The organism is Afipia dichlorophenoxyacetatis, assembly GCF_055386385.1.
On the sequence record NZ_AP029250.1, the window covers coordinates 4,616,231 to 4,635,406 of the forward strand.

A 19,176-nucleotide genomic window follows, 5' to 3' on the forward strand; every position below is an offset into this window, starting at 1 on the left:
AGCAGTTCTCCAGATTTCAGCCGATGGCCCCGAAGGCCGGGAATGTCTCCAGCAGCCAGCCCGCGATACGCGGCATTCCGCCAGTCAAAAACAGAACGCCTGTCAGAACAAGAGCGCCGCCAATCACCTTCTCGATAGCAGCCAGGTGCGCGCGCAGCCGCTGCATCAGACGCATGAAAACGCCGGAAAACAATGCCGCCAACAGAAAGGGAATCCCGATCCCGAGCGCATAGGCGCCGAGCAACAATGCCCCCTTTGCAGCTGACGCCTTGACACCGGCAACCATCAGGATCGTGGCGAGCACGGGTCCGACGCAGGGCGTCCAGCCGAACGCGAAGGCCAGCCCCACAAGATAGGCCCCGACAAAGCCCGCGGGGTTACTCATGGTCTGAAACCGCGCCTCTCGAAACAACAACCCAATTCTGAACACGCCGAGAAAATGAAGACCGAGCACGATGATGAACAGGCCCGCGATGACGGCGAGCGTATCGAAATGCGCCGTGACGATCTTGCCGAGAACCGAAGCCGACGCACCGAGCGCAACAAAGACCGTTGCGAAACCGAGCACGAACGCGAAAGCAAGCGCGACGACCCGCCAGTTGGGCTTCCATTGGGACGCTTTCTCATCTCCCGTCAGATCTTCAAGACTGATCCCGGCCAGAAAACAGAGATAAGGAGGCACCAGAGGCAAAACGCATGGCGACAGGAACGACAATAGTCCCGCGCCCATCGCTCCAATGACAGAAAGTGAAGAAACCACGGGTTTTCCAGCTATGGCAGAAACATGCGAATTCGTATATATGTAGCAGATGTTTGCAAGAGCTTTCGTAAAAACGTCAACTTTGATTGCCGCATTCGTCGCGGCGGGTATGCTTTTGCCTGGTGTAGCACGGGCATCGGAGCTGTTGATGTTTGAGCAGGCGGGCTGTGTCTACTGCGCGCGATGGGACCGCGATGTCGGCTCGCTTTATGAAAAGACGCCGGAATCCAAATCACTGCCGCTGCGGCGCATCGACATCCAGAACCAGAAAGCCAGTGGCGTCACCCTCTCCTCGCCTGTCCGCTATACGCCGACTTTCGTGGTGGTAGACAACGGCCATGAGATCGGACGCATCACCGGTTACAGCAACGACGATTCATTCTGGGGATTGCTCGACGCACTCACGGCGAAGCTTGTCCCACCCGCGCATGAACCCAATCGAATCTGAGCGACATTGACCGCCATGACATCGATCCTTCCATCCGACCTGGAAACTGAACTGCGCGACGGCGCCGAATATTCGCCGGAACTCGACCAGTTGATGCGCAAGGCCCGCAAGGCCAGCAACTTCCTGAAAGCCTTGTCGCACGAGAACCGGCTGTTGCTGCTCTGCCTGCTGGCTGAGCGTGAACGCTCTGTAACCGAGCTGGAAAACATTCTCTCGCTGCGCCAGTCCGCTGTTTCGCAGCAGCTCGCACGCCTCCGATATGACGGAATGGTGGACACTCGGCGGGACGGCAAGACGATCTACTATAGCCTTGCCGATGACGATGTGCGCCGCGTGATCTCGGTCGTCTACGATATCTTCTGTGCGCCCGACACGGCTGCCGGCAAGAAATAAACCTGCCAATCCCGGCAGGCGGACGCGAAATAGCCCGCAAGGCTAAAATTCAGCGCCGAAGACGGGAGGACTGTCCATGCAGGATATGTCTGCCTGGATACAAGCATTGGGTGGCTTCGCCATCGGCGCGGTGGCTGGCTTTGCCGTGCGCTATGCGCGGCTGTGCACGTTTGGCGCAGTCGAGGACGCATTGATGGGCGGGGACAGCCGACGGCTGCGCATTTTCGGCCTCGCGCTTGGTATCGCTATTCTCGGCACGCAAGCGCTAGTGATAGCGGGCGTTCTCGATCCCGAACAGACGACGTTCGCGCCGGCCGCGCTGCCGCTGGTATCGATCTTGATCGGCTCCGTGATGTTTGGCATCGGCATGGCGATGGTCGGCACATGCGGCTTCGGCTCGCTCGTCCGGCTCGGCACCGGTGATCTGCGCAGCCTGATCGTGGTCCTTGTACTCGGCGCGACCGCCTATGCAACGCTGCGCGGCGTATTTTCCGGTTTTCGTATCAGCGTGCTGGAAAATTTGGCGATCGCGATGCCGGAGGGCGCGACGTCCGAGATCGCTTCGCTCTCGTCTCGTGCTGTCGGCTTTGACGTGCGTGCGATCATCGCTGCAGTCAGCGGTGCTGCGCTATGTTGGTTGGCGCTTGGCGATCCGCGCCTGCGGCGCACACCACGCCTACTCACTGCGGGAATCGTGCTCGGCGTGCTAATCGTTGCGGGATGGCTCGTCACCGTGATGGCCGCGGACGACTTCGCCGGGCCGCCGCGCCCGCAAAGCCTGACATTCGTATCCACCATCGGCAAAGCCATTTTCGCCGGTCTGCTGAACGTTTCCAACTTCGCCGATTTCGGCGTTGGCAGCGTGTTCGGTGTCATCACCGGCTCATGCGCGGCTGCTTGGTGGTCCGACGAATTGCGTTGGGAAGCGTTCGACGACGATCACGAGATGCGGCGACACCTCTCGGGCGCGGTGCTGATGGGCATCGGCGGCATTCTTGCCGGCGGCTGCACCATCGGCCAGGGGCTCAGCGCGGGATCGATGCTGGCCCTCTCCTGGCCATTCGCTGTGGGCGGCATGGTGCTTGGCGCACGGCTCGGCATCGCCATCCTGGTGGATGGCTCGCCGCGCGACATGCTTATGCGAAGCTGGGCTAGTGTGGCGGTTCAGAAGTCCGCATCATTCCTGCGGCGAGTCTGGAATGCGGACTTCTGAACCAAAGCCACACTAGCAACTTGATGAAGCTAGTGCGCTTTGGGATTTGACGTTCGTAGTAAGGGCTCGCCGCAATGCTGATACGAACGTCAAATCCAGCGCACGAGCCTACTGAGCAGAGACCGGCCCCTAAAGTAGAAAACATCAGGGCCGCAGATAGCTCCACCCCTGCTCCTGCAATTCGATCAGGTGTACAGCACCGGATGGAACCACTTCGGCTTCGGGGATGATGCTGATTTCCTTGCCCTCACGCTTCTCCATGCCTTGCTTGGTGTTTTCACACGCGGAGAACTTAATGTTCGAGGGGAAGCTCGCATTCACGATCTGTTTGATCCTGTCGTGGACCGGGGAAGTATCAGCGCGCAGCATGTGCAATCCCGGACCATAGGCGACGATATCGACCTGTACTGTCTCGTTCTTGGATTTGTAATATTCCATGATGTTGGTTGCGTTGTTGAGTGCGAGATTCATGACCGCCGGGTCGTTTTGGTCGACCTGAATAGCCACGCGGTGCTCTTTCGCATCTGCGGCAGAACCCGATGACGCTGTCACGGCCAGCATCAACACCGCCGCAAATGCATTCAGCAAAAATCGCATCTCAAATCTCCTTAAATCATGGACGGACGAGCGTGTAGCCGCTCTCGGTTAATTTCAGAATTTGCTCAACACCGACCTGCACCTCAATGGCGTGCGGATTGATGGTCGGTCGCTTGCCGGTCTCGCGCTCGATGGTGTCGAGGGTGTTGCCGCACACGTCGAACCGCACGCCTTGCGTTACAAGGCTGTCGACCAAAGATCGGTATTCATTGGTGTCGCGCAGCAAATCGATACCTGGGCCGAATGCGACGACCTCGACCGCGATCTTGTCCTGCCCATAGCCTTTGAGCAGATTGCTGGCGACGCTCAGCACCAGCCGCTCCTTTTTCGGATCAGAGTCCGACAATTGCAGAACAATAAAATGCTCCGCGAAGGGCTTGTCGGATTCCGGCTTTTTATCGGAGGACTTCGTCTGCGCGGATGCCGGACGCATCAAACTCAAACCCGGCAAGGCAAAGAAAAGCGATTGCAGCAGTGTTCGTCGATTCATGTCGGCTCGGTCCCATCAGCCACAGGGACCGCGGCCAATAGCCATGATGTAAGCCAATCGCTCCCGCAAAGCTATGTGCAGTGCGGCTATAAATTTGCAGGCTGCGAATGAATGGTTACCGCGTTGCGAGCGCCGGAATGACGACGGCGCCACGGATGCCGACGGCGGCGCCCATGACGATGCCCGCGGCTGCGATAAACGACGGCATTGCGAGCGTGGACAGGCCGGTGAGGCCCTGTCCGATAGAACAACCAAAGGCCATCGCGCCACCGATCCCCATCAGTGCAGCGCCCGAAACTGAACGCAGCATGTGGTTCGGGGAGTTGTAGCCCTCGAGCTTGAAGCGGCCAGTGAGAATGGCGGTCGCAAAGCTACCGATAAGCACGCCCGCCACAAGTGCGATGCCGAAGCTCAGTGTCATGCCGGTGGAAAGCATGGTGTACTGCACACTGTCCGCGATCGGCGAAACGAAGGTGAGCGAGGTGACCGGAATGGGATTGAATTCGTCGGCGCCAAGCCAACCGGTTGAGAGCCAGCCCGCAACCACCAACAGACCGACAATGAGGCCTGCAGCAATCTGGCCGTAGGATTTCCGGAACTGGCTGTCAGAGAATGCAAAGATCAGCAAGGCACCCGCAGCAATCGCCGTCACGGCAATGCGCGCAACCAGCTCATCGATGCCCATAGAGGCCAACAAAGCTGGTGCCGAAATGGCCGACGGCGAGATCTGTGTCCATTGCATCACAGCGAGACGTGCAGGCGCCAGTAGTCCCTTCAGCGTCATCTGCGCGGTGATACCAATAATGGCGAACACGACGAGCGAACGAAGGTTGCCCTTGCCCAGCAGCACCAGCGCGCGAGAGGCGCAACCGTTCGAAAGAACCATGCCGAAACCGAACAACAGGCCGCCAGCGAACATCACCGGGGCCGAGAACGTCGGCTGGAGATAGAGGGACTTGGCGATATCAACGAGACCAATCCCGGTGACGAGCTGAGTGCCGATGAGCGCGACGGCCAGCGCCACTGCAAAGCTGCGGACCTTGCGCCCGTCATGGGTCGTCCACCAGTCGCGCAGGCTGCTCAAGAGACAAAAGCCGCTGAGCAAACCAACGACACCGAAAACGAGACCGATCGCAAAACCTGCGGAAACCGGGATAGCGGGCATGGCGGGCGTTCCTCAGCCAATCCAATGAAAACGCTCAAGAATTGGCCAATATTTAGTGCCCGCGCGCGAAGCGGTCTATAACGCGGGAAAATTAAGGAGGATGTTCCCCTGCCAAGACCGCAGAGAGAGAGTTTTCCTACTTCGCGAAGCGCAGAGCGGAAATCCTTCTCCGCGGTTTACGCGTCATTACGTTAATCACACTGCACTCGTCCCGGAACTCGGAAAAAGCTCGGTAACATGTCATCGCGCGATGATGGCGCAGCTAGTCGGAGATTTCTGCCTACAATGCTTGCTCGCGGCGGCGAACGACGCTCGCCATTACAAGCGCGGTGAAGCCAATCAGGATCGGCGGAAACACAATCATGTTGACCGTCGACCAGCCGTAGTCAGCGAGCACTTGGCCCGACGAGAACGACCCGATCGCCATCATGCCGAACACCAGAAAGTCATTGAAGGCCTGCACCTTGTTGCGCTCCTGAGGCCGGTGCGTTTCCAGCACCAGCGCAGACGCACCGACGAAGCCGAAATTCCAGCCGAGGCCGAGCACAACAAGCCCCACCCAAAAGTGCATCACTGTGATTCCGGAGATTCCAATCATCGCAGCGACGGCTTCCAGGGCGAGACCAACAGCAACGATGACGGGGGCACCGAAGCGCGCGATCAGCGAGCCGGTGAAGAAGCTCGGGCCATACATCGCCACGATGTGCCACTGAATGCCGAAGTTGGAGTCGCTGATGCTGAGGCCGCAGATCTTCATGGCGAGTGGCGCCGATGTCATCACCAGATTCATCATCGCATAAGAGACGATGCCGCAGATGGCAGCCGCGATGAAGCGCGGTTGCCGCGCAATTTCGCCAAGCGGCCGGCCGCCATGCAGATCAGCAGCCGCAGGCTTCGGCGCATCTACCGTGGACAGCAGCGCCATCGCAATCAGCGCCACAATGGCCTGCGCCACGAAGCTGAAGGCGAATAGATGTGGCTGCCAGAAGTTCATGGTCCACTGCACGAGTTGCGGGCCAAGCACACCGGCGAACACGCCACCCGCCATAACCCACGACACCGCCTTCGGCCGATAAGCCGCGCTGGCGCCGTCCGCTGCAGCAAAACGATAGGATTGGGTGACCGCGCCGTAGAAGCCGCCGAAGAACGTCGCGCAGCAGAATAATGCGAATGATTGGTAGATAATCGCGATGGCAGCGAGCGCACCACACAGCGCGCCCGCGCCGCTGCCCACCATGAAAGCGACGCGGCGGCCATAGGTGCGCGCGATCATCCCGGTCGGCAACGTGCCTGAGGCAAGACCGACGACGTAGACCGAGATCGGCACCGTGGCGAGCGAGGCGCTCGGCGCCAATGCCGAGCCGACGATAGCGCCCGTGGCGAAAATGACTGCGGAATTGGCCCCGCCGAGTGCCTGGGCAACCGCCAGCCGCTTCACGTTGGCGCGGGCGCGCGCATCGGCTACCGCCCCGTCAGGAATCGTCGTCTCGTTCATGGAGAAAACCTGCCCGGACTGGAGCCGGGTTCGGTCCCGGCTCTTGTTGTTGCTGACGTGCCAATACGGCGATCAATGGGGCCGTTTTAGTGATCTATCGTGAAGCGAGCAATCGTTTCAGAGCTTGCGCTCGTAAAGCAATCTCGCCCGGATCGTGCCTTCCAGCGCCCGGATATCCGCAAGAACGCGCTGACTGTCAGCGGCCGACGCATCCGCGTCGAGAACCACGTAGCCGACGTCGTTGCTGGTCTCGTAGTATTGAGCGGCGATGTTGACCGCGTGGCGCGCGAGCACTTCGTTCAGCCGCCCGAGCATACCGGGTACATTGCGCTGAACCTGAATGAACCGCGTGCCCGAGGGGCGCGGCGGGAGTTGAACCTGCGGGAAATTAACCGCGCCGACTGTCGACCCCGTATCACTATAATCGACGAGCTTCCGCGCGACTTCCGCGCCAATGCGTTCCTGCGCCTCCTCGGTCGATCCCCCGATATGCGGCGTCAAGATGACGTTCTCCAAACCCTGCAGAGGCGTTGTGAAACGCTCCGCATTTGAGCCTGGCTCAACCGGGAAAACGTCAACGGCGGCGCCGCGAAGTCTGCCTTCCTTGAGGGCCTCGGCAAGCGCGTCCAAGTCCACCACTGTGCCGCGGCTGTTGTTGATGAAATACGCGCCCGGCTTGATCGCGCGGATCTCCTCGCGGCCGATCATTCCGTGCGTAGCGGGCGTCTCAGGCACATGCAGAGTGACCACGTCACTCTGCGCCAACAATTCATGCAGGCTGCCACATGGCTCCGTGTTGCCGTGACGAAGCTTGTCGGTGTGATCAAAGAAGATAACCCGCATCCCCATCGCTTCGGCGAGGTATGACAGCTGCGAGCCGATATTGCCGTAGCCGACGATGCCGAGGGTCTTGCCTCTGACTTCGTAGCTGTCCTTGGCTGACTTGTCCCATTGCCCCTCGTGGGCTGCGTTGGAGCGCGGGACAAGACGACGAAACATCATGATGATCTCGCCGATCACCAGTTCCGCCACGCTGCGTGTGTTGGAAAACGGCGCGTTGAACACGGGAATTCCATCACGGCGGGCACTGTCGATATCCACCTGATTGGTGCCAACGCTGAAGCAGCCGATTGCGATCAGACGGTCTGCCGCAGCGAGCACATCAGGGGTAATTTGCGTCCGCGAGCGGATCCCCAACAGGTGCACGCCCTTGATGGCTTCCTTGAGAGCCTCGCCGTCGAGCGCCTTGGGCAAACGCGTCAAATTGGAATAGCCGGCGGCCTCAATCAATTGCACAGCGCTGTCATTGACGCCTTCGAGCAGCAAGACCCGAATTTTGTCTTTGGAAAGCGAGAGCTGGGACGACGGGGAGAGATTGTTTTGCACGATCAGGCATCCTTCAGCGACGAGTACGTCGACGGCTGACGGTCTATATGAAAGGCCGGCTCGGGTTTCAATGATCTTGGCGAGATCACGTTCATTTCATGCCTCGACCTTTGTCCCAATGGACAATTCGAGAGAGTTCCGGGTGAATTGGGCGGTGGGTGCATGACAATTCTGATTCCGGGAGCACCAAGGGTCCGGTTCGAAGTTGTGGGCGGCCTCTTGCCTCACCTCCTCGGGAATTACAGATATGACCCGGGACACGGATGACCTTGATGGCAGCGCCATCTAAGGTATGCCACGGTCCCCATTTATTCACCGCCTAAGGCACATCGCCTTTTTCCTTTAAGCAGCTGACGCCCGGAGCGACGGAATGACGAATTCGACCACTTACACGCCACCGAGCGTCTGGACCTGGGACAAAGAGAACGGCGGCAAGTTCGCAAACATCAACCGACCGATCTCCGGCTCCACCCACCAGAAGGAACTGCCGGTCGGCCGCCACCCTCTTCAACTCTATTCCCTGGCAACGCCGAACGGCGTCAAAGTTACGGTGATGTTGGAGGAACTCCTGGCGCTCGGCCACACCGGCGCGGAATACGACGCCTGGCTGATCCGGATCGGAGATGGTGACCAGTTTGGCAGCGGCTTTGTTGACATCAACCCGAACTCCAAGATCCCGGCCCTCATGGACCGCAGCGGTCCCAAGCCGATCAGGGTTTTCGAATCCGGTTCAATCCTGATGTACCTCGCCGAGAAATTCGGCAACGCATTTCTCCCGACCGAAGTCAGCGCACGCGCCGAATGTCTCTCGTGGCTGTTCTGGCAGATGGGCAGCGCACCCTATCTCGGCGGCGGCTTCGGTCACTTCTATGCCTATGCGCCGACCAAGATCGAATACGCCATCGACCGGTTTGCCATGGAGACGAAGCGACAACTAGACGTGCTCGACAAGCAGCTCGCGCACAACGAATACATCGCCGGAGAAAACTACACGATCGCAGATATTGCCATCTGGCCCTGGTATGGCGGCCTCGTGAAGGGATGGCTCTATGGAAATTCCCCCGAATTCCTCCAGGTGCAGGAATACAAGCATTTGCAGCGCTGGGCCGACTTGATCGGCAAACGCCCGGCCGTTCAGCGCGGACGCATGGTCAATCGCGTCTCGGGAGAGCCGTCAAGCCAACTGCGCGAGCGCCACGAAGCCAGCGATTTCGCAACGAAAACGCAGGACAAGCTTGAACCGGCGAAGTAAGATTTTTTGCGCGGGACCCAAAGAAGGATTCTTTGGCTCCCGCGTTTTCCGTTGAAGGCCGGAGTCCTCAAATCTTAGACGTAACAAGGCCCGTCGATGAGCGGATGCGAGCGAACGAACGGTTCATCCACCTCGAGGCCAAGGCCCGACTTTTCCGACCATCGTCGCCGCCATGTTGATGCCGGTCGCGGAGGTGTGCGGATTTCGTTCGCCGAGAATGGCTCATAGTTGTTCTGGCAAATGGGAATTGCGCCACATCTCGCGGCAGATTTAGGACAGATATGATGGCGTTCACAGAAGCTCCCCTCTCCTTCCCGCTTTGTTGAACACTCATTTGGTGGTCAGGACAGATTGCGAGCCTACATGAGTTTTGGGGCATTCAGGACGTGGAGTGTTGCCATGTCGAACGTTCGAGGATTGCGCCACCACCCATGACTATCCCAGCAGCCCTGAAGCTCTGGTCACAGCAAAACTCGTGATGATTTAGACAAGCAGCCTCAAGCTCCGCGTTGAAGGAGTGCGACATGCAAAAATTAATCGTAGCGATCCTGGTTTTGACGCTATCCGGACTATCACCGGTTCTTGCGCGAGGTGGCATGCATGGTGGCGGCATGTTCGGCGGTATGCACAACGGCGGCATGCGCGGCAACGGTATGCACCACGCGATGGGTTTCGGTCTGGCAAGTCCAGCCAACCCGACGGTCCCGCCATCACTGACGCCAGACCCTCGCCTGATCGGCAGCGCGCCGCTGCCTTCACATCAGCAGCCGACACCCGCAGCGGGGACGCTTAACCAAAGTCTGTACAACCCAACTCCGGACGAAGCGGCGCTTGATAAAAAGATCGGAAGCATCTGCAAAGGCTGCTGACCGCATGTTGCGGTACGTCCGTCATTGTTGATCCTTGGCCTGTTCAGCCTCTTCAGTTCAGACTTGGCGTTGGCCCGCTCGCCAGCCCATCTCCCAGAAGTCGGCTTCAAGCCGGGTGGCTTCCTTGAATATCTCAATCAGCTCTGCCTCGCGGGCCGGCGTGGCGTAGAGATCAGCGAGGCTATCGAGATGCGCCCGCGCGTGCGTTGCCACCTCCTGGTACGGCGCACCGGCATACTCGGCGATCCAGACGCGGTATGGGTTCGTCGACGCGTACGCATCGGGACGCGAAGCGAGCCGCGTTGCGATTTCCGCATAACCGATGACGCAAGGGGCAAGCGCCACCTTGAGTGCCAGCAAATCACCGCGCATGCCTGTGTCGAGCACGTAGCGTGTATAGGCCAACGTCTCGACCGCCGGAGGAGTTTGCTCAAGGTCGGCGGGCGACAAGCCCCAGCCGGCGCAGAGCTTCACATGCAGATCCATCTCAGTGTCGAGAATGGCCGAGAGCCCAGCCGCCGCTTCACGCATGTCCGCAAGCTTCGGCGACTTGTAAACGGCGAGCGCGTAGGCGCGCGCAAACTCGATGAGGAACAGGTAGTCCTGAACGAGGTATCGACGAAACGCAGGCTCGGCCAGCGAACCGTCCGCCAGCGCGTTCGTGAAGGGATGCTCGGTGTAAGCCTTCCACTCGGCGGATGCTTCTGTCTTTAAACGATCGAAGAAACTCATGACTTTCACCAGCCTCTCTCAATGTGTGTCCTTCGCACGCACGAGCGCCATTCCAGCTCAGCGAGCCCCCGCGACGACCACGCGCGCGCCTGCCTCTGCAAGACGATTGCACTGTTCGAGCGATGCGCTGACATCGGTCACGAGCGTCCAGCGCGGCGGCAGTGGCGCCCATGCGCCCTGCTCGGCGCGGCCAAGCTTGCTGGCGTCGGCCAGTACAATGACTTCTTTCGACTGCTGCATCATCAGCGACTTCAAGGCGACTTGATCGAGATCCGCCTCACACAGGCCGCGGTCTTTCACCACGCCATCAGCACTCATGATGACGCGGTCGGCGGTCATGCGTCGCAGCGCTTCCTGGGCGAGCGGCCCCATCGTACTCATGCTGGTGGTGCGTAGCGCGCCGCCGAGCACCACGAGCTCGATGGTCAGCGCCTTGGCGAGAAAAGGCAGCAGCGCAAGATTGTTGGTGATGATGCGCAGCCGCCGCTGCTGCAACAACCGCCCGAAGGCAGCCACCGTCGAACCAGCGTCGAGGATCAGCGTGTCGCCATCTTCGATCAGATCAATCGCAGCGTTTGCAATCGCCTGCTTCTGCTTGCCTTGCACAGCAAGGCGCTGTTCGAGGGTTGCTTCCGTGACGTGGCCAGTGAGAATGGCGCCACCGTAAGTGCGACGCACGGCATTGTTCTTGGAGAGATGCTGCAGGTCGCGCCGCACGGTGGAGGCCGACACACGAAAGCGCCGCGCGAGATCGTCGACATCGATCTCGCCCGCATTCAGCGCTTCCAACAGACGAGCGTGCCGCTCCTTGCTGCGCATCGACATAGAACCTTAGCCCCAACTCCACCAGCAGACTTGATGGCCGTCAGAGCATATTCGGTTCTGATTGATCAGAACCGAATATGCTCTGGATTTCTGTTTTGACGCGTTTTCTTCACGCGAACCGGTCCCCACTTCGCTCGAAAACGCTTTGGCCGGGCTCAATCCTATCGGATTCGCGGCCCGGCCCATACGAGCATCGGGTCCGTCAGGACCGACGTCTCAAGCCGCCTTGGGCGCAAGATCGGCCGCCTGCCGCAGCGCTTCGATCAGGCTGCGCTCGTCGGCAATGCCCTTGCCCGCGATGTCAAATGCGGTGCCATGATCAACCGAGGTGCGGATCACCGGCAGACCGACCGTGATGTTCACACCCGCTTCGAGCCCCAGCACCTTGATCGGGCCATGCCCCTGATCGTGATACATCGCGACCACCATGTCGTAGTCGCCGCGGCCGGCCAGGAAGAATAGAGTGTCGGCAGGCAAAGGCCCGCGCACGTCCCAACCCTTGCGTTGGCAAGCTTCGACGGCCGGCGTAATTTTCGCGGCTTCCTCGCCGCGGCCGAACAGACCATTCTCGCCGGCATGTGGATTGATGGCACAGACGCCAATCTTCGGATTGGCAATGCCGGCGCGCACCAGAACCTCGTGGCCGCGCGTAATGACGCGCTCGACAAGGCCAGGCTCGATCTTCTCGATCGCATCCAGCAGACCGATATGCGTGGTAACATGGATGACACGTAGTTTCGGCGACACGAGCATCATCGACACTTCCGGCGTGCCGGTCAGATGCGCCAGCAATTCGGTGTGGCCAGGATATTTATGTCCTGCCGCATGGAGCGCTTCCTTGGAGAGCGGCGCAGTGCAGATGCCCTGCGCGCTTCCCGCCTGCACCACCTGCACCGCTTTCGCGATGTAGCGATAGGCCGCCTCGCCTGCCGTCGGCGACACCTTGCCCCACGGCAGATCGTCCGGCACCAGCTTCAGATCGACGCACTGCACAGCCCCCGACGCGAAATTGGCCTCCTTCGCATCGTTCAACGCAGCAACCTCGAGCGGCACGCCGACGATCTTGCTGGCCTTGCGCAGACGATTGGCGTCGCCGATCACAAGCGCATTGCAAATCTTATGTACCTCCGGCTGCGCCAGCGCTTTCATGATCACCTCCGGTCCGATACCGGCTGGATCTCCCATAGTGATCGCAATGGTCGGACGGGTCATGTGAAGCTTCCTTTGGTTCGGACGGTGCGAAGACGCTCGCTGATGCGGATGAGGCTGTGCTCATCGCCGAACGCCCCTGCTTTGGTGGCGATTGGAACGGACAATTGGCCAAGGGTGAGACCAAGCGACACGCCTGGCTCGATTTCGTCGGCGAGACGGATGCCGTTGACGCCGAAGCGCGACAACAATGCCGCGGCGGTCTCGCCGCCCGTCGCAGCAAAGGCACCGATCACGGGCGCAACGGTTGCAAGCACATCCGCAAGGCCCTGCGCGAGTTTTGGGCCGAGCGACATGTCGGGATGATCATCCATCATGATCTCCACCAATGCATCACCACCGTTAGTCAACCGTTTCACCACATCTGCAGCCAGCGCAGCACGGGCAGCAACGCTATTGGTCAGCAGCGTTTCCGGCGCGACCGGAAAATGCGCAACGGTTCCCGTCGCCTGCAATTCGCGTGCGGCCGAGCGCGACGCGCCGGCGAGCGAGCCCACTACGATCAAAGTGCCCGATGCGCTGGTTGGAATCCGCAACGGTTCGATGGCATGGCCGGCGTCGAGGCCGGCCAGCGCGTGAGCAAGGCCGGCGCTGCCGATAAAAAATGTCGAGTGCGATGCTTGCAAGCTCGCCTCTGCGATCAAGTGCAGATCGTGGTCTGCTTCGGCATCGCAGGCCGCAACCACATCTCCCTCACCCGCAAGCCTTTCGAACACGGCTTTCAGGTCACCACCGCGCACGACGGCGAGCGGGATCTTCTCACCGCGAATGCCTGCGGTTGCGAGCACATCGACAAGATCGGCATTCGGATAGGTGTGATCGCGCTGCCAGACTTCGGTGTCCTCAAGCGCGCGACCATTGACGAGAATGCGCCCGCCGATGGTGGTGCGACCGGTGGCCGGAAAAGCGGGCGCGAACACGCCTAGCGCCGGACCCGAGCGCGACTTGAGATGGGCAAGCACAGCTGTGGTTTCCGCTGCGGGTTGCCCCCGCAGCGTCGAGTCGATCTTCTTGAACAGACGACGCTCGGACTGGAACAAGCGCGCCAGCACATCGGCGTGGCGGGCGGTCGAGGCCGAGGCCGAAAGGCCCCGGCTCGCTGCGTCGTAGGCCAACACAGGCAACTGGTGACCCGAGGCGTCAGCGGCTTCACCCCACGTCACCGCAGCCGGACGCCCTCGTCTGCCGAAAGCGATGGCAGAGTCCGCAGCGCCGGTGAGATCGTCCGCGAGGATCAGCCAGCCGCGTGTCACGTTCAGTGCCCCGCCGGTCGGGCTGCTGGTGTCATCGCAGCGGTGTCTGCCACGCTTTCATCTTCAGGCTCGACGTCGCGGCCGACCACGCGCGCGACCCAGGCGGTGACAATCGGCGTCAGGATCGCGGTGACGACAACACAAGCCGCAACGAGAATGGTCGCAGGCTTGGCTGCATCGACGTAAGCCGGATTGGCTGCAGCGACAATTGCAGGCACAGCGGCTGCGTTACCGGCAGTCGATGCCGCAGCAACACCCGCGACACCGTTTCCACCGGTAAGACGATCGGCGAGGAACAGCGGAATGCCGGTCACGATCACCACGCCCACACCCATGCCGAGGCCGAGCAGGCCCGCCTGCCAGACCTTCGACAGATCAAGGCCCGCACCAAGCGCGAACGCAAAGAACGGGATCATGACTGGCACGGCACGGCTGAGGAAATCACGCATCTCGCGGTCGAGGTTGCCGATGATCATGCCGACAACGAGCGGCAGGATCGCGCCCACAAGGGTCTGCCATGGAAAAGCCGAGAGACCCGCGACGCCGAGGGTAATCATGGTGAGAAACGGGCCGCTCTCCAGCGACATGATGGTGTAGGCGCCGACGTCGCGCGGACGTCCATACTGGCCCATCAGCGCCATGTAGAGACCGCCGTTGGTGTCGTTCATGGCGGCGACCACCGCGAGCGTCGAGACACCGGCGAACATGCCGGCCGCGATCGGCGCTTCGCCGAGCACGCGGCCGAAGACGAGTCCGAGAATGACGGCAACGCCAACCTTCACGAACAGCAGCGTGCCGCCCTTCTTCACGATGTAAGGGGTCGCGCGGAAGTCGATGCTTGCGCCCATACAGACGTAGAAGACGGCAAGGATCGTCAACGCGCCGGAGAACAGCGCGCCGGTGAAGGAACCGAAAAACTTCGGCGTATCCGGAAAGAACGTCGCGATGAGCGCGCCTGCCAACAGGGGGACTACCATCATCCCGCCGGGCACCTTTTCCATCGCTCGTTTAATTGGAAGCTGCATTTTCGTTTCTCCCGCGCACTGCGCAATTCGATCAATTTGCGCAATCTTGGGTTCTATGGCGTGCGCAATTCCGGCCTTCTATGAACATTTTGCGCAGCCATCAAGGAATTATTGCGCATTTTACGCAAAACTGTCATGCAGACGGAACCGCGCACCACAGCCAAGGAAGGCCCACGCCCGAGGCGGAGACGCCGGCGGATTGGTCTTTTTATGATGAAAAGTGCGGAGAAACGATGGGCCGGCGTCCGCTGCGCCGATGCGTTTTCAATCGCGCGCACAACGTGCCCTCGCGACGATCGCGTCGCCTCCTCGCGTAGAGGCGGACGTCTTCTCTTTACCTGTCAAACACCGCGGGTGCCGAGGCTATTAAACAATCGATCAATCAATCCCTGACCTACGCCGCCTCATCGCGCGCTTGATAGATCCGATAGAGCATGCGCTGCCCGATGCGGCGGAACGGTGCGAAGGGATGGGTCGGTAACGGCGAGATGAAGATCGGCAGGTCCTGTCCCTTGAAGCTTCGGCCGGCGATCATCTCCGCCATGCGGCGACCGGCCTGCGCCGAATAGGACACGCCATTGCCACCGTAACCAAGTGCATAGAACAGGGTCTGCGTTGGATCGGGCCGGAAAATGCGCGGCATCATGTCATGGCTGACATCAACCCAGCCCCACCACGAATAGTCGATCTGAATTCCCTTAAGCGGCGGGAACTTGCGATGGAGCCCTTCGATCAGAAGCTGCAAGTGACGTGGATGAGCGGCATCTGAGCCCGTGATGGCGCTGCGGCTGCCGATCTGCACACGGTTGTCCGGCAACCGCCGATAGTAGAAGCGCAGCGTACGCGTATCCGTGATGACTTCCGTGGTGCGGAAGCCGGTCGCGTCGAGTTCGGCATCGGTCAGTGGCCGAGTCACCACTGAATTGGAGAGGATCGGCATGCAGCGGCCCTGCAAGATCGGCGTGAGGCCGAGGGATGTATAGGCGCCGGTGGCAATCCCGACAGCGCGCGCGCGGACCGTGCCGCCGGGTGTGCGCAGATGATGCACGCCGCCCCGTGTCGTGATCTCCAGCACCGGACTTCCCGGATGTACCTTGGCACCAAGCTCACGAGCCATCCGCAGATAACCGAAAGCAAGCTTCGCCGGATGGACGCCGGTGCCGAGCGGCTCGTGCACGGCCCCCACCGTCTCCTCGTCTCTTACGTAGTCGCGACGCACTTCCTCGGCGGACAGAACGCGTGTCTTGTAGCCGAACACGTCGTTCTGCACCTTCGATTCCGCTGCGATCTTCTCGAACATGCGCTGACGGTGCGCGATATAAAGATGACCTCCACGCTGCGGTTCACAATCGATATTGCCGCTGCTGATCAGCTGCTCAAAGGTCTCAAAACCTTCCTGGATTTCGGCATGCAGGCGCAGCGCGACATCGCGGCCCCAGCGCGCGATCCATTGCGAACGCGACAGCCGGCCCGCGGCATTCTGGCCCTGCCCGCCATTGCGCGTGCTGCATCCCCAGGCGACGCGATTGGCTTCCAGCACGACAGCCTTGATGCCGAATTCGCTCGCGAGAAAGATTGCGCAAGCGAGCCCCGTGTAACCTGATCCAATGATCGCGACATCGGCATCGACATCACCGGTGATCGGACCGTCGTCCTGCGGTGGTGGTCCTGCGGTCGCAGCCCAATAGGTCGGCGCGTATTCGCGGTTGGTGCCCGGCCCGGGCGACACCAGCGGATCATAATGCTGATCGTAGGGTGCGATCGCCATGCGGGGAGCCTCCGTCATGAAGCCGCCTTTGCTTCACGCGCTGGCAATGGCGGGCGATCTTTGCGAAAGGCACTCTTGCGCGAAAGCTTGTCGCCGGAAAACGTGAAGAGATCGCAGCCTTCAGCTTCGATACGGATGCCGCTGGCTGTCGTGCCACGGAAGATCCATTCCGACAGACCACGATCGCCGAACACATGATGCGCCGTGCACGTCCAGCTGACATCGGGCATGTCGGTCCAGACCTTCTCGAAGGCTGCCCTGACGTCTACGGTGCCGACGATGCGGCGGCCGAACATCTCCGGACCGGCCGCGGCATCGAACACGATGTCATCGGCCATACAGGCCATCACCCCATTCGCATCGTGGCGGTTAAAGGCCTCGAACAGCGTCACAAGAAGCTGTTGGCGTCGGGTCTGCTCGGACATGGCAAGGCTCTCTCGATCGTTGACGCGAAAATTGGCACACCGCGCCAATATTGATCATGAAAGTGCCAGCGAGCGGGCTATGCGATTAGGGCCAGTTTCGGCCAACCACCCGGCCAGAAGGGGCCGGACAACGTCCATCGCTTCGTCGGATGACTTAATAATATGTCGGTGTCGCGCTGCGACGTGAATTGAGATTGGGCGACTGACCCGCGCCTAACTTAGCTCATCGAGGCAATCAGACGTCCCAAGCGCTCGATACCTGGCATGATCCGGTCGTTGCGGATCGAGGAGAAGCCAAGGCGGAAGCACTCCGCATGGGTGCCCTTGGTCATCGAGAAGACGTCGCCTGGCTCAATCACCACACCTTCGGCACGTGCAGCCGTCGCCAGTTCGGTTGCGTCACATCCGGGCGGACATGTCACCCAATAACTGGTGCTGCCAACGCCGCGCGCATAAGTGCAGTTGCCGAAATTCATCGGCAGCAGTTGATCGAGAATGCGGGCACGCTCCAGCAGCACGCGCGAGACGCGCTGCAGATGCGAGCGATAATGACCAAGGCCGATGAACAGCGCTGCCACGCGCTGGTTGTTCAGTGGTGGATGCCGCAACATCAGCCGCCGCAGGGCTCTTAACTCGCGAATGACCGGCGCCGGTGCCACGACGTAACCTAACCGCAATCCGGGCGCGAGCGCCTTGGAAAGACTGCCGACGTAGAGCACGCGATCGTTACGATCGATGCTCATAAGAGGCGGCAACGCGGCCCCCTCAGAAATCAGCTCGCTCTCGTAATCATCCTCGATCAGCACGATGTCGCGCTCCTGCGCCTTGCGCAAAAGCTCCAGTCGACGCGACTGCGGCATGACGGCAGTTGTCGGACATTGATGGCCGGCAGTCACATAAGCGATATTGCAGCTCTCGAAATCAGCATCCGGCACCATGCCGTCGTCATCCACGGCGAGAGGTACAATCTTATCTGTCAGCATGCCGAAGATGTTGCGGGCATCGGGATAACCTGGATCTTCCATACCAACCCGGGTCTCCGGCTTGATGAACAACCGAGCGATCAAATAAAGCGCATGCTGTGCACCAATCGTCATCATGATCTCGTCTGACCGCGCGCGAATGCCGCGGCGCGGCAAAACCTGCAGCCGAAGCTGTTCGATCAAAGCCGGATCATCCTCGTCGATGAGATCGCGCGCCCAATTGTTGATTTCTGGAACGCTCAGCGCGGCCCGTGCACTTTCGCGCCAGTCGTTGGTCGGGAACAGGGTCGGATCGAACTGCCCGAAAATGAACGGATACGGATAGTCCTGCCAGTTGAGCGGCTTAACGATATTGCGGTTCTCAGATGGCTTGACGGCGAAGCGTTCCATCCAACGGGACGCGCCAATGTCATCCGGCGCCGGGCGAACATCACGCTGCGTGCCCAGATGTTTAGGCAAGCCCGCCACGTAGAAACCACTGCGTTCGCGGGAGACCAGGAAATTCTGGTCGACCAGCTGCTCATACGCAATCACTACGGTATTGCGGGATACTTTCAAAAGCGTCGCCAGTTCGCGGCTCGATGGCATCCGCACGCCAAGCGACAGGCGCCCCTCCTCGATCGCGGAGCAGATCAACTGGCGGATTTGCAACTGCAAAAAAGGACCACGACGGTCCAACCCCTGGAACAGGGATCCCCAGAACAAGGCGTCGCTAATGCCCGACGCAACCGGCCGTCCCTCGACCGGGGTCATTTCAATCGGCTCTCTTGGAGGCGCCATGGACAAGCTCCGCACATCCCTCACGAAACAGATCGCGATCCGTCTCCCCGCAACACTGTACGAGTGAAAAAGCAAAAGTCACGCCACTTGGTGCCAGCGCACCGCAAT

Annotated in this window: 19 protein-coding genes; 5 read left to right on the plus strand and 14 right to left on the minus strand. The window is 60.4% G+C overall.

Translation table 11 applies throughout. The features are described from left to right. Positions 1 to 16: 16 nt before the first annotated feature. Positions 17 to 760 carry a cytochrome c biogenesis CcdA family protein gene (locus tag ACZ5C3_RS21625; protein WP_464032895.1) on the minus strand — a complete coding sequence of 248 codons (744 nt, stop codon included), beginning with the start codon at positions 758 to 760 and terminating at the stop codon, positions 17 to 19. Positions 761 to 908: 148 nt separating this feature from the next. On the opposite strand from ACZ5C3_RS21625, the gene ACZ5C3_RS21630 reads away from it, so the two are divergent. The 3 genes from ACZ5C3_RS21630 to ACZ5C3_RS21640 all read left to right on the plus strand — a co-directional run bounded on the left by ACZ5C3_RS21630 (position 909) and on the right by ACZ5C3_RS21640 (position 2,814). Continuing rightward, a complete protein-coding gene (locus tag ACZ5C3_RS21630) occupies positions 909 to 1,208 on the plus strand; it encodes a thioredoxin fold domain-containing protein (RefSeq protein ID WP_464044266.1) in 300 nt (99 codons plus the stop codon). A 15-nt stretch (positions 1,209 to 1,223) separates the two neighbouring features. Next, positions 1,224 to 1,601: a metalloregulator ArsR/SmtB family transcription factor gene (locus ACZ5C3_RS21635; protein WP_464032899.1), complete on the plus strand. Its 378-nt coding sequence runs from the start codon at positions 1,224 to 1,226 to the stop codon at positions 1,599 to 1,601. 76 nt (positions 1,602 to 1,677) lie between these two features. Continuing rightward, the gene (locus ACZ5C3_RS21640; protein WP_464032900.1) at positions 1,678 to 2,814 is read left to right on the plus strand and encodes a YeeE/YedE family protein; all 1,137 of its coding nucleotides are present in this window, start codon (positions 1,678 to 1,680) and stop codon (positions 2,812 to 2,814) included. 144 nt (positions 2,815 to 2,958) lie between these two features. Here ACZ5C3_RS21640 and ACZ5C3_RS21645 read toward each other — a convergent pair whose 3' ends face one another. From ACZ5C3_RS21645 to serA, 5 genes are all read right to left on the minus strand, one after another. Continuing rightward, on the minus strand, positions 2,959 to 3,411 hold the full coding sequence (locus tag ACZ5C3_RS21645; RefSeq protein ID WP_464032901.1) for a DsrE family protein: 453 nt from the start codon (positions 3,409 to 3,411) through the stop codon (positions 2,959 to 2,961). A 16-nt stretch (positions 3,412 to 3,427) separates the two neighbouring features. After that, positions 3,428 to 3,901, minus strand: coding sequence for a DsrE family protein (locus tag ACZ5C3_RS21650; protein ID WP_464032903.1), 474 nt, complete (start codon positions 3,899 to 3,901; stop codon positions 3,428 to 3,430). Between the two features lie 115 nt (positions 3,902 to 4,016). After that, positions 4,017 to 5,066: a YeeE/YedE family protein gene (locus tag ACZ5C3_RS21655; RefSeq protein WP_464032905.1), complete on the minus strand. Its 1,050-nt coding sequence runs from the start codon at positions 5,064 to 5,066 to the stop codon at positions 4,017 to 4,019. A gap of 280 nt (positions 5,067 to 5,346) precedes the next feature. Further along, the gene (locus ACZ5C3_RS21660) at positions 5,347 to 6,561 is read right to left on the minus strand and encodes an MFS transporter (protein WP_464032906.1); all 1,215 of its coding nucleotides are present in this window, start codon (positions 6,559 to 6,561) and stop codon (positions 5,347 to 5,349) included. Positions 6,562 to 6,678: 117 nt separating this feature from the next. After that, on the minus strand, positions 6,679 to 7,947 hold the full coding sequence (gene serA, locus ACZ5C3_RS21665) for a phosphoglycerate dehydrogenase (RefSeq protein WP_464032908.1): 1,269 nt from the start codon (positions 7,945 to 7,947) through the stop codon (positions 6,679 to 6,681). Between the two features lie 370 nt (positions 7,948 to 8,317). Between serA and yghU the strand changes: the two genes are divergently transcribed. Together yghU and ACZ5C3_RS21675 are read left to right on the plus strand one after the other, a co-directional pair. Further along, on the plus strand, positions 8,318 to 9,199 hold the full coding sequence (yghU, locus tag ACZ5C3_RS21670) for a glutathione-dependent disulfide-bond oxidoreductase (RefSeq protein ID WP_464032910.1): 882 nt from the start codon (positions 8,318 to 8,320) through the stop codon (positions 9,197 to 9,199). A gap of 524 nt (positions 9,200 to 9,723) precedes the next feature. Next, complete coding sequence (locus ACZ5C3_RS21675; RefSeq protein WP_464032912.1) at positions 9,724 to 10,068, plus strand: hypothetical protein; 345 nt, start codon at positions 9,724 to 9,726, stop codon at positions 10,066 to 10,068. 57 nt (positions 10,069 to 10,125) lie between these two features. Here the strand turns inward: ACZ5C3_RS21675 and tenA are convergent, their stop codons facing one another. The 8 genes from tenA to pdxR form a co-directional block, all read right to left on the minus strand. Continuing rightward, positions 10,126 to 10,800, minus strand: a complete 675-nt coding sequence (tenA, locus tag ACZ5C3_RS21680) for a thiaminase II (RefSeq protein WP_464032914.1) — start codon at positions 10,798 to 10,800, stop codon at positions 10,126 to 10,128. 57 nt (positions 10,801 to 10,857) lie between these two features. Next, positions 10,858 to 11,625 (minus strand): DeoR/GlpR family DNA-binding transcription regulator, encoded by a 768-nt coding sequence (locus ACZ5C3_RS21685; RefSeq protein ID WP_464032916.1) that lies wholly within the window; start codon positions 11,623 to 11,625, stop codon positions 10,858 to 10,860. Between the two features lie 216 nt (positions 11,626 to 11,841). Next, on the minus strand, positions 11,842 to 12,837 hold the full coding sequence (gene pdxA / locus ACZ5C3_RS21690) for a 4-hydroxythreonine-4-phosphate dehydrogenase PdxA (protein WP_464032918.1): 996 nt from the start codon (positions 12,835 to 12,837) through the stop codon (positions 11,842 to 11,844). Then, a complete protein-coding gene (locus tag ACZ5C3_RS21695) occupies positions 12,834 to 14,087 on the minus strand; it encodes a four-carbon acid sugar kinase family protein (protein ID WP_464032919.1) in 1,254 nt (417 codons plus the stop codon). Before ACZ5C3_RS21695 ends, pdxA begins: the two co-directional genes overlap by 4 nt. A gap of 2 nt (positions 14,088 to 14,089) precedes the next feature. Continuing rightward, positions 14,090 to 15,112 carry a 2-keto-3-deoxygluconate permease gene (locus tag ACZ5C3_RS21700; protein ID WP_464032921.1) on the minus strand — a complete coding sequence of 341 codons (1,023 nt, stop codon included), beginning with the start codon at positions 15,110 to 15,112 and terminating at the stop codon, positions 14,090 to 14,092. Between the two features lie 394 nt (positions 15,113 to 15,506). After that, on the minus strand, positions 15,507 to 16,880 hold the full coding sequence (locus tag ACZ5C3_RS21705; RefSeq protein WP_464032923.1) for an NAD(P)/FAD-dependent oxidoreductase: 1,374 nt from the start codon (positions 16,878 to 16,880) through the stop codon (positions 15,507 to 15,509). A 14-nt stretch (positions 16,881 to 16,894) separates the two neighbouring features. Next, positions 16,895 to 17,305, minus strand: coding sequence for a nuclear transport factor 2 family protein (locus ACZ5C3_RS21710; RefSeq protein WP_464032925.1), 411 nt, complete (start codon positions 17,303 to 17,305; stop codon positions 16,895 to 16,897). Positions 17,306 to 17,523: 218 nt separating this feature from the next. Beyond that, positions 17,524 to 19,041, minus strand: a complete 1,518-nt coding sequence (gene pdxR / locus ACZ5C3_RS21715) for a MocR-like pyridoxine biosynthesis transcription factor PdxR (protein WP_464038398.1) — start codon at positions 19,039 to 19,041, stop codon at positions 17,524 to 17,526. Positions 19,042 to 19,176 lie beyond the last annotated feature (135 nt).

Coding starts and splice junctions, on each gene's coding strand:
- pdxR (WP_464038398.1), bottom strand. CDS start 19,041: ATGACCCCGGTCGAGGGACGGCCGGTTGCGTCGGGCATTAGCGACGCC.
- ACZ5C3_RS21645 (WP_464032901.1), bottom strand. CDS start 3,411: ATGCGATTTTTGCTGAATGCATTTGCGGCGGTGTTGATGCTGGCCGTG.
- ACZ5C3_RS21655 (WP_464032905.1), bottom strand. CDS start 5,066: ATGCCCGCTATCCCGGTTTCCGCAGGTTTTGCGATCGGTCTCGTTTTC.
- ACZ5C3_RS21675 (WP_464032912.1), top strand. CDS start 9,724: ATGCAAAAATTAATCGTAGCGATCCTGGTTTTGACGCTATCCGGACTA.
- yghU (WP_464032910.1), top strand. CDS start 8,318: ATGACGAATTCGACCACTTACACGCCACCGAGCGTCTGGACCTGGGAC.
- ACZ5C3_RS21635 (WP_464032899.1), top strand. CDS start 1,224: ATGACATCGATCCTTCCATCCGACCTGGAAACTGAACTGCGCGACGGC.
- ACZ5C3_RS21705 (WP_464032923.1), bottom strand. CDS start 16,880: ATGGCGATCGCACCCTACGATCAGCATTATGATCCGCTGGTGTCGCCC.
- ACZ5C3_RS21630 (WP_464044266.1), top strand. CDS start 909: ATGTTTGAGCAGGCGGGCTGTGTCTACTGCGCGCGATGGGACCGCGAT.
- ACZ5C3_RS21700 (WP_464032921.1), bottom strand. CDS start 15,112: ATGCAGCTTCCAATTAAACGAGCGATGGAAAAGGTGCCCGGCGGGATG.
- ACZ5C3_RS21685 (WP_464032916.1), bottom strand. CDS start 11,625: ATGTCGATGCGCAGCAAGGAGCGGCACGCTCGTCTGTTGGAAGCGCTG.
- tenA (WP_464032914.1), bottom strand. CDS start 10,800: ATGAGTTTCTTCGATCGTTTAAAGACAGAAGCATCCGCCGAGTGGAAG.
- ACZ5C3_RS21660 (WP_464032906.1), bottom strand. CDS start 6,561: ATGAACGAGACGACGATTCCTGACGGGGCGGTAGCCGATGCGCGCGCC.
- ACZ5C3_RS21650 (WP_464032903.1), bottom strand. CDS start 3,901: ATGAATCGACGAACACTGCTGCAATCGCTTTTCTTTGCCTTGCCGGGT.
- ACZ5C3_RS21640 (WP_464032900.1), top strand. CDS start 1,678: ATGCAGGATATGTCTGCCTGGATACAAGCATTGGGTGGCTTCGCCATC.
- pdxA (WP_464032918.1), bottom strand. CDS start 12,837: ATGACCCGTCCGACCATTGCGATCACTATGGGAGATCCAGCCGGTATC.
- ACZ5C3_RS21710 (WP_464032925.1), bottom strand. CDS start 17,305: ATGTCCGAGCAGACCCGACGCCAACAGCTTCTTGTGACGCTGTTCGAG.